Below are 8,634 nucleotides of genomic sequence, written 5' to 3'. Positions count from 1 at the left end.
AGGAAATAGCAAGAGCTGAAAGCTTATACGATCCGGCCACGTGCCGGCAGGAAGTCTTTGGTGGAGCAAGTGCTACATCACGCGCCGGCGGTATTCTTGGTGCGATCTTGTGGCCCCTGTTGTCCTTTAAATCGGGGGGGATAAGGTACGCAAAATGGAGCAGCATAGCTGACCCACCGACGTGTCTACTTTCCGGAGGTTGGGCTAAGCCAAGGATACCCTCGATCAACTACTATTGCTGACTTGCTTGACGGGTGGGTATAAATTGTGCGATCCACCTGAACCATGCAAAGACGAACGTGCTATCTGCGGCGTATGAATGAAAATAAGCTGCGGTAAAACGTATGCAACTTAGCAACGCGAAAGCAGCGCCCGTTTACAAGCTGTAAAATCTATTTCTCCTATATCACAACTCAATCGTTGCAGAATTGAGGTGCACTATGATGGCTGACCGATTTGCTCGGATGCGCTATCGGTGAAAGGGCATTAGCTAACCAACTGGAATTGCTCCTTCGTTCCAATTAGAGAAGGAGAACTAGGTTCAAAATTATGTGGTTTGCAAGGGTCGCTTTACGTCGGAGCTCGGCCATAAATAAACCAGAGACGAGGATTCCGACGCGTTACTTGTAAAAGGCTGTTGCACCTTTTGTAGGGTTTTTAGCCGCAAAGTGCCAGTGTGCCTAGTGTTAAGGATCAAGCCATCGCCGCCACATTTATGCGCTTGGTCGGTAGAACGACAGGAGCTAAAGGGGTTTCAAAATTTACCTCTTCGCATCGAAAAAGGGATAGGTCAGTTCTTTGTTAAATAGACTTTTCGGAGAACTAAACCAATCCTTCCAAGTTAATATTCGGCGCACGAGGAGCAATGCCATAGCTGTATGCAATGACCGTAAACTGGAGCAGAAGTTGAGCCGAACTCGGGCACAGAGCAACTATGGGCTTTGCGAAGTGCGTTCGTTCGAAGGTTGTGGAGCGCGAAGCTGGTGTAGAAAAGAATCCTCCCTAAGAATCTTTCCTAGAGCGAAACTAAAATTCGGAAGATTCGGCAGCTGAAAGCTTTGCAGTGGGTAGGCTCTTCGTAAATCGATACTAGATATCGAAGACCAGGCCAAGAAGGAACGGATTGGAAAGAGTCAGATCCTAACGGTGGAATCGTGCCGACCGCGGGATGGGGTTTCTCAAGTTTAGCCTTGATCGGCCACATGCAGTGAAGGCCCCAGAGCTGTTGAGGTTTACGTAAGTAAAGCAAGTAAATCTGATGATCGACAGAAAGATGTTGCGAGGGCTGTTCCAAGAAGAGATATTTCCATTATTACTGGGAGAAACTTTGGAAAATCATGTAACATCTCAAGGGATGGTACGGAAGTACAAGTAGAGCCCTTGTGGGTTTTCCCAAGACGGACTAGACCATTTTGACCTTGAAAAGAGACCCAATGAAGATACGGAAACTATGTGGATTGGTAGCTGCGCTCGCGCTCGGGGTATCGGGAGCGCCGATCGCACAAGCAGCCCCAGCACTACCGACTTTACCGCAGGCAGGGCCGACGCCACCATTGCCGGAGCTGCCACCGTTGCCGGGGCTGCCACCGTTGCCAGAGGCGGTGCAACTTCCGGCACCACCCGTAAATCTCCAACCAAAACCTAAAGTCAACCAAAACGTTAGGGAAAGCTATTTAAGCTTTGGTGACTCTGTAGCGGCCAATCCAACTGCACTAGACGTTGCTGTTTACAAAACCAAGAAGAATTCCCCGAACCTCGAATGGCCTACCATTCGTGACGGATCCTGCGCTCAAGACCCGAACAACTTTGCAGTTCAGGCCGCAAAACGCACTGGCTTGCGGTTGGAGGACTATTCTTGCCCGGGAGCGACTGCTTACGTAGAACCGCACGGAAATGATGCAATTCCGCATGACACGGTCCGACAACAAGTTGAGCGAGCGATATCCGACCGCAAGCTTGATGTAAACACTAGGCTTGTTACCATCAGCGCAGGAGTTAATGACACTTATCAGCCTAATAACTTGCCATCGATTACTACGCAACCTCAACGTATGGCTCGTTATGACGAGGCAATGACAGGGGCAATTAATCGTGTTAAAAGCGTAGCCCCGAATGCTAAAGTCATTCTTCTAGGAATCCCGGATGAAACGGATGGCCACAACCACACCTGTGGTTCGAACCTCCTGGGAATCACCAGTCACTGGTATTTCCCGCTCGTCGCATATTACCAAGATGAGGTGCGAGAACAGCAGCGATTGGCCGCACTGCACACGGGAAGCGCGTTTTTGGACATGGTCTCCGAAATTTCAGTTCAGAGCGGAAAAAACGGGTGTTCTAATGATCCAGGGCGTTATGGGGCATCCATTTTTGATGATTCGCCACACAAGTTAGCAGGACACCTTACTGATGCTGGGCACGTATATTATGCGCGACGCATTGAAGAAACCTATCGTTAAGCTTCTCGTATGAGTGAATAGATGGCGTGCGATAATAATCTAAATCGCTATCAATGACCCTTAAAAATGAGGCTATGACCCTGTCAATGACACAGAAAGCAGTACAAAATGACTCCTGAGTTTGCGGTTGCACTAGTCCAAAACTACCCCCTCACGACACCACTGGTCCACCTAACTGGCACACTGAGGATTGACAACTTTTTGGAGAGGACCTTGAATGCGTGGCCGAGCATTCAGCAGGTACTACAGCTATTTCAATAGTATGCCTATCTAGGATGGTGCGAGAAGCTCTTAGAAGCTTGAAGGCGACTTCAGAAAATACATTCTTATTAAGAGCGGCAATGGCGAGCGAAGAAAGATGGCGAGGAAGCTTGACTAAATGATAGGTACGAACAAGACCTCCGAAAATGAAGCTGATACCTCTGGCGCGGAGGAATTGCCGGGACCAAAGGCATACCCCCTTATCGGAACGGCGTATTCGGTTGACCCTAACAACATTGTGCAGTCCGCAACAAAGCTTGCGAGAAAACACGGGCGCTTCTACAGGCAGGTAATACCTGGAACGGCGCCGTTTTATGTAGTGAGCTCCTTCGCTTTGGTAGATGAACTGTCGGATGAGTCTCGATTCCACAAATTGGTTCATCCAGCCCTGCAGGTAGTGCGCAATTTTGCCGGTAATGGACTGTTTACAGCAGAGTCTGACGATTCGGAGTGGGGAAAGGCCCACCGAATCCTAATGCCCGCGTTTAATCCCCTTGCATTGCGAAGCATGTATGGTCAAATGACTGACATTGCGGATCAGTTAATGCTCAAGTGGTCCAGAACTCCTTCAGGACAGTCAATTGACGTTGCTAAAGATTTCACGCGTTTGACGCTGGATACCATCGCGCTTTGTTCGTTCAGCTACCGGTTTAACTCATTCTATACAGAAGGGTTCCATCCGTTTGTCAACGCAATGGCAAGAGGACTGCACCATGCAGGCCGAAACGCACATGCGCTGGAGATTCAAAAGAAGCTAGACATCCTCGGCGAACGCCGATTCCAAGTCGACATTTCCACCATGGAAGATACGGTGGATCAGCTGATCTCAGAGCGTCGTGAAAACCCCAGCCCGGAGGGTGAGGAGGACGTACTTGATGTGATGATGAAGGCCGAAGATCCTGCGACAGGAGAAAAGTTAAGCGATGAAAATCTTCGGTATCAACTCATAACCTTCCTAATCGCAGGACACGAGACCACGTCTGGGCTTCTAAGTTTCGTGTTGTATGAGTTAATTAAGAACCCAAGAGTGCTTAAGAACGCTCGAAAGGTGACGGACAGGGTACTCGCGGGTCGCTTTCCGCAGTACGAAGATCTCAAAGATCTAGGCTACATAGATCAAATTTTGCGCGAAGGATTGCGCTTGTACCCGACGGCACCTGCATATGCTGTTACGCCGTACGAAACCACCAGAATCGGTGAAGACGGAGGAACCGCCGGCGAACCTGTAACAGTAAATCCTGGCGACACTCTACTGGTTCTTTTGGGCCATATGCATCGCGATCCCGCGGTGTGGAGTAATCCAGAAGAATTCCGACCTGAGAGGTTTGAATTCGAAAACGCTAAGAATATTCCACATAACGCTTGGAAGCCTTTCGGCAACGGTGAAAGGTCATGCTTAGGGCGCGCATTCGCAATGCAGGAAGCCACAATGGTGTTGGCTTTGTTGATCCAACACTTTGAATTTGAATTCGCTGACCAATCCTATGAACTAGCAATGTTGGATGGACTTACCTCCAAACCGAAAGACCTGCTGATTAACGTAAGTCCGCGAAGGGGGTTTCCGTATCACGGGCGGGGTGGCGACTACGGGACCGAAGCCGGCGGGTCAATTACTGGTGAAGAGAAGATTGAAAATCTCTCGTCGGTAGAGCCCAACGGTCATAAGTTGCGTTTACTCATCGGCTCAAACGCAGGGACCTCTAGGAATCATGCGAAGAAGCTGGCAGCGTTCGCTCACTCTCAGGGGTTTGAGACCGAGTTAGCTGACCTCGATGACGCCGTAGATAACTTACAGTCTGGGGACGTTGTATTAATTGCAACTAGTTCTTATGAGGGGCTGCCTCCGGATAACGCGAAGCTATTTTATAAGTGGTTAACCTCCGGAGACAGCCCAGAGCTAGGTGGGGTAAAGTACGCAGTAATTGGCAGTGGCAATTCCGAATGGGCAGAGACCTTCCAACGCGTACCTTCGGTAATTGATCACGCTATGGAAGCAGCTGGTGCGCACCGCCTCATTGACAGAGGATCTGTTGATGTTCGTGGGGATTATCTTGCGGACTTTGCAGAATGGGAGACCCTGCTATGGCAGGCGATTTCAGAATACTTTGACTTGGAAATTGACAATCAAAGTGAAACGGATGCTGTGCAGGTCAAGTATGTAGATGAAGGCCGAGCAGATGCGTTAACGACTGATTCTGAGGGTGAATTTGTAGAGGGCGTAGTTCAAGAGGTTGTCAAGCTTTCCACTTCTGTGGACGGCCCGATTAACGATAAATTTCGCGTGGATATTGAATTGCCTAAGCATGTTACATATTCCACAGGCGACTACCTAGAGGTACTTCCCCGAAATCCAGAAGGTTCAGTCAACCGAGTGCTGAACCATTTTAACCTGTCAAGCGAGGCTCGGATAGAATTGGGTGGCAACTCCACTATTCTTCCAGTCGGTCAGGTGATGACTGTCAAGGAACTGCTTAGTACCTACGTAGAGCTTTCAGCTCCAGTTAGTAAAAAGCACATTGACATCTTGCAGCGCCAATGCATGTGCCCTCCGGAAAAAGAGATGCTGCAAAAGCTCCTCGAACCGAGTTCTTTTGACGCCCTGCTGAATAAGAGGACGTCATTGATAGATCTCCTTGAGCAATATCCGTCAGTTGGTTTAAGCTTTGATGAATATTTGTCACTCCTTGAACCACTGAGGGCCCGCCGGTACTCAATTTCATCCTCTTCCTCAGTGTCTCCGAATCGAGTGTCGCTCACGTTTTCTAGGTTGGAGTCTCCGGCATGGTCAGGTCGTGGAGTCTTCTCAGGAGTCGCTTCTAACTATTTGGCCGCACAAAATCAAGGATCTAAGGTCTTGGTTTCTGTTGTAAGTGGCAATCCGCATTTCCGACCAGACAGCGTGGATCGACCGATGGTATTGGTTGGTGCAGGAACCGGGATTGCCCCATTGAGGGCATTCATAGAGGAGCGTGCAGCTGCGGCTCAGCAAAGTACGAGTGCAGTCGAACCCGCTCTGCTATTTTTTGGTTGCCATGGGCCACACTCGGATTTTCTATACCGTGAGGAATTAGAAGACTGGGAAGAAAAGGGACTAGTCGAAGTCCGGACAGCGTTTTCTAGGCATCCGGAGTTGAACTCACCCCAAGATTCAGTGAAATACGTCCAGGACAAGCTGTATGAGAATCGTGATGAGGTAATGGACTATCTTTCCAGGGGTGCGAGGATATTGGTCTGCGGAGACGCGGCAAAAGTTGCGCCTGCCGTGCGTAGTACTATCCGAGCCATAGTTGAGGAGTATCAAAGTCTCGACAAAGATTCCGCAGTTGCTGCAGTCGAGAAAATGGAACGAGAATCGTTTACGTATGTCACTGATGCGTTTTCATAGAACCGCATCTAAATGTTTTGATCTGAGAAAGGACATTCAATGCCTAAATACACACTGCATCCCGACACTCAGCACGGCGTGCCTAAGAAGGAAGTACTCCGCCAATTTTTGTATTTTCTTAATGTAATTCGGAAAAATAACATTTTCGAAGTCGGTTCGTGGCAAGAAATTAAATCCGATTTCGAGACCATCCGAAGGTTCGGAACGTTGGAGAGCGGTGCACTAGCGAATACTGCTCGCCGTCATCCAGACCGCTTGGGACTCGTTGATGACGACGGAGAACTAACCTATGGCGAGTGTTATGATCAAGTAATACGGCTAGCGACGGGGCTCCTCGAAAACGGCGTTACTGACGGAAGCAATGTAGCTGTGATGGCGCTGAACGGACGCGCCGCAATCTTCCCACTATGTGCACGTCAAATGGTTGGCTACCATATTTTCATGATAAACGCGAATAGTTCTGGGCCACAAATTGAACGTGTCCTTGAGTTTCATGAAGTGAAAACCTTGATCGTTGATCAAAGTTTTTATGAGAGACTCACGGAAACTACCAAAAAGAATTGTCGAATTATTATTGGCCACGTCGAGGATTCTTCTACCCTCCCCGAAGATGTCCTTACAATGAAGAGTCTCATTGAAGCTGGACGTGCTGATGTAAGCGCTTTGCCGAAAAATCCTACTAAGTCTCAACACGTCGTTATGACTTCAGGCACCACAGGTATGCCGAAGGGGGTGGTGCGGCGTCAACTCAAGTCGCCGCAAGGTATAGGACCCGTATTGGATTCCATTCCCTGGCGCAGAGATATGTCCGTTCTGCTTACCGGCGTACTGTTCCACTTTTATGGCTGGGGGAACATGCTGTTGTGTCTATTTACCGGCTCCACGATTATTACGCAACGAAATTTCGACTCCCAAAAAGCGCTTGAGCAGGTGGAAAAGTATAACGCCGATGCTTGGATCAGCTCCGCTTCTCGGTTGCGTGGTATGGTAGGTTACTTGGACAAGCAGGGAATTGATCGTGTTCCAGGCCTAGAGTTTGTAACCTCCTCAGGCAGCCCCTTGACCCCTTACGAGGTGCAAAAGGTTAACCAAAAGTTTGGTCAAATTTTTCATAATTGTTACGGCTCTACGGAGACTTCTGGTCTTGCAATTTCTTCTGCCAAAGACTTGGCAGCAGATCCAACTTTGACGGGTACTATTCATCCTGGTTCAATCATTGAAATCCGAAACGATGACGGTCAGTTGGTTCCGGACGGGGAAGTTGGTGAAATTTTTGCAGGTGCCTACGATATGTTTGCCGGTTATACCGATCCATCCATTGAAATTAAAACTTCTAACGGTTTGTTACGAATGGGGGACCGAGGGTATAAAAAAGGAAATAAGCTATATGTCGGCGGCCGCGCCGATGACCTAGTAATCACGCAGTATGGCGAGAAGATATTCCCGTCAGAATTGGAAGACCTTTTGATCCGGGACAATCGTATTGCGGAGGTCCATGTCCACGGTGTTCAGGACCCTGACTTTGGCCAAGCTCTTCGTGCGTACGTTATTAGGGAAGACGGAGTCAATTCGGAAGAGCTCAGTGCAGACGAAGTCCGTCGACTGGTGCGTGAAGGTCTGTCGGATGCACATACGCCTCGCGATGTGTTCTTTGTTTCCGACCTCCCTCGAAACCCGATGGGCAAAGTTATACGTCCGGAGCTTCCTGGTGAGTCGACAGTCTAGGGGAGCACACTTGGGCTTTCGATGGGTCCGGATCTTTTGAATTCGGACCCCAACACCGGGTTTGTCATGGCGACGGCCCGAACACGACTGTTCGGGGAGGTTTCTTGTGAGTGCAGGCAAGCGCCGGATAAATTCCACGGATTTTTATAATTGAGTGGTTAGCAACGGCCACCACCTTAACTGGTTTCTCTCACATTGCTACCGGCCCTTGGGATGGTAAACCAAACTAATCTAATGATGCTTTCGGCAAGTCAGTAGAGATTGCTTCTCTCAGACAGATCGCTATGAATTCTCCCTAGGCCGGAAGCGTGTAGGATTCCCTTAGACGCTTAAGAGTCGAGCGGGGATGTATGCATCTGCGAAGTCTCGAGGCATCATTCTTATGGTGGATCGGGATTTTTCGTTTTGTTGTGCCTCAGATAGCGTTCATTTCGTAGTCTTTCTGGTGGTAGTAGACCTTTTTGGTTCCCATCGTGTAGAGTCCTATTTTCCTCCGTCGCAACTTTATTGATGGCGACGTGTTCGTCTTTGTACTTCATAGTGATGGACTGTCCTGTCCATTGGCTCCCGATGTAAAGGCGGTGCAGTTTTCCACGCCACCGCAGTGTAATTTTGGCGGTTTGCCTACTTGGGCTGCGCGTAAGCGGAATCCAAGGGAGTTTTGATGGAGACGCGAGGTTGACTGCAGGCAGTGCGTGATGGGAGCGGCTGCGGCTGGGGTGAAGCGTGTAGCGCTCTGTGGGCGTTTGTAGTCGTAGTATTTGATAAATTCGGTTTAATTATCACTAAGTTCTCCGACGATTTAGG

The 8,634-nt window shown here is 49.2% G+C and carries 3 protein-coding genes; all 3 read left to right on the top strand.

Annotated elements, in window-relative coordinates:
- Positions 1-1,457 precede the first annotated feature (1,457 nt).
- The 3 genes from QP915_RS11430 (at position 1,458) to QP915_RS11420 (ending at position 7,827) form a co-directional block, all read left to right on the top strand.
- A complete protein-coding gene (locus QP915_RS11430; RefSeq protein ID WP_284769411.1) occupies positions 1,458-2,456 on the top strand; it encodes a GDSL-type esterase/lipase family protein in 999 nt (332 codons plus the stop codon).
- Between the two features lie 379 nt (positions 2,457-2,835).
- Positions 2,836-6,102 carry a cytochrome P450 gene (locus tag QP915_RS11425; RefSeq protein WP_284769410.1) on the top strand — a complete coding sequence of 1,089 codons (3,267 nt, stop codon included), beginning with the start codon at positions 2,836-2,838 and terminating at the stop codon, positions 6,100-6,102.
- 39 nt (positions 6,103-6,141) lie between these two features.
- Entirely contained in the window at positions 6,142-7,827 is a 1,686-nt protein-coding gene (locus QP915_RS11420) for an AMP-binding protein (protein ID WP_284769409.1), read from the top strand.
- Positions 7,828-8,634: the final 807 nt, after the last annotated feature.

The sequence above is a fragment of the Corynebacterium sp. MSK158 genome (assembly GCF_030229085.1).
Classification (GTDB): Bacteria; Actinomycetota; Actinomycetes; order Mycobacteriales; family Mycobacteriaceae; genus Corynebacterium.
This window is presented reverse-complemented; position numbering and strand designations above follow the sequence as displayed.

Bases quoted from the DNA above. Each gene is read 5' to 3' on its own strand.
- QP915_RS11425 (WP_284769410.1), top strand. From the start codon at position 2,836: ATGATAGGTACGAACAAGACCTCCGAAAATGAAGCTGATACCTCTGGC.
- QP915_RS11420 (WP_284769409.1), top strand. From the start codon at position 6,142: ATGCCTAAATACACACTGCATCCCGACACTCAGCACGGCGTGCCTAAG.